Annotated in this window: 1 protein-coding gene; it reads left to right on the forward strand. The window is 38.6% G+C overall.

Annotated features, from left to right (window positions below):
- The coding region (locus tag AB5935_RS25000) for a SusC/RagA family TonB-linked outer membrane protein (RefSeq protein WP_368327757.1) at window positions 1-1,858 on the forward strand (1,858 nt) is incomplete at both ends.

Consider the following 1,858-nt stretch of genomic DNA (forward strand, 5'->3'; position numbering starts at 1 on the left):
ACTTTTTGCTTTAATTTTACCATTATTTGCAAATGCACAGGTAACAGTAAAGGGTATTGTAACTGACGAAAGTGGGGTACCATTAGTTGGCGTTTCCGTCCGCTATAAGGAAGTCCCCCAAGTTGGTGTTACCACAGATATCGATGGTAAGTTTTCCATCAAGGAAGTAAAAGAAGGGAAAACGCTTGTTTTTTCCTATATTGGTATGAAAAATGCAGAGCGTTTACTAAAAGGGACAACTTCTTTCATCAAAATACAAATGGAGGCAGAAACAAGTGAACTCGATCAGGTTGTTATCACTGGTTATACTCAAACCACATTTAAAAAGATGACAGGTTCAGTAGGCATCATTACTGCCGATCAGCTAAAAGATCAGGCTCAACCTACTGTCGATGCTTTAATGCAAGGTAAAATTGCAGGTGTAGCCGTATCAGCTGTAACCGGACAGCCCGGTAGTACACAAAAAATACGAATCAGAGGTACCAATACTGTTACCGGAGACGGTGAGCCACTATGGGTAATTGACGGAGTTCCTATGCAAGGAAGTACAGCAGACATGCCCAATAGTTCTGAAATAAAATCGGGCCAGTTTGATGATTTATTCATGAATGGTGTTGCAGGGATCAATCCGAGTGATATTGAAAGTATCACTATCTTAAAAGATGCCTCCGCCACAGCAATTTACGGTTCACGAGCCGCAGGTGGTGTAATTGTCGTTACTACCAAAAAAGGAAAACAAGGAAAAACCAGAGTTAACTATTCTGGTAATGTTTCCGTCACTTTGTCACCCCAACGAGATTATTCTTTGATGAATTCAAAAGAAAAGCTTGCATATGAGCAAGGATTATGGGATGAATTTTCTGCTCCCGGCTTTGAAGCAGGAAAAACAGATTATCCTGTCGTAGGTATAGTAGGCATTATTAGATCCGGAAAAGGTCGTTTTGAAGGATGGAATAAAGAACAACAGGATAGCTATATTAACGAATTAGGACAAACAAACACTAATTGGTACGACGAACTATTTCGTAATGGCGTATCCACTACACACAATCTATCCATTAGTGGAGGAGGAGAAAAATATACTTACTATACATCATTATCATATACACGTAATGCCGGTTTATTAAAAAATAATGACTATGATCGTTACAATATAACTGCTAACCTTTCTATGAACCCCAATCAAAAAGTAAAATTGGATTTTGGGACATCAATGTCATATCAATACTCTAAATCGCCAGCATTAAATAACATCAATCCATTTACTTATGCTTACTTTGCTAATCCATACGAAAGTCCATATAATACAGATGGTAGCTACAGAGCAGATGAGACCTATTATTCATTAGGAGAATATAATAATAAAAAAACATCCAGAAAAACAGTCCCTGACAGTGGTTTCAATATCATGCGCGAGATGAATGAAACTTCTTCACGCACAAAAAATGTCAATACTACCGTACGGACAGGGATCGATTATAGTATTATTAGCAAATTACGTTTTGTCGGATTAGCTTCGTTCACTTATTCCACTAACCGTTTAAAAGAGATCTACAACAGTGATACGAAAGCTGCTTTGGACAATCGTTTATCAGTAGATGGGTTAAGTCAGAAAGAGTACGCCTCTATATTACAACGCAATATTGATAACGAAAGTTATATGGTACGCGGACACTTCGCTTATGACGATCAATTCGGAAACGACCACTCTATTTCCCTTATCGCTGGTGCCGAGCTCCGTGGAAGTAAATCAAACAGTCTGTATAGCAAACGATATGGCTATGATGCAATAACAGGCAATACAATTACCCCGTTGCCGTCAACCACGGAAGGTATCGGATATGCACAATTAAAAGAG

Origin of the sequence: Phocaeicola sp. RTP21198st1_B8_RTP21198_201120, from assembly GCF_040929485.1 — a bacterium.
In the GTDB taxonomy this organism is placed as follows: Bacteria; Bacteroidota; Bacteroidia; order Bacteroidales; family Bacteroidaceae; genus Phocaeicola; species Phocaeicola dorei.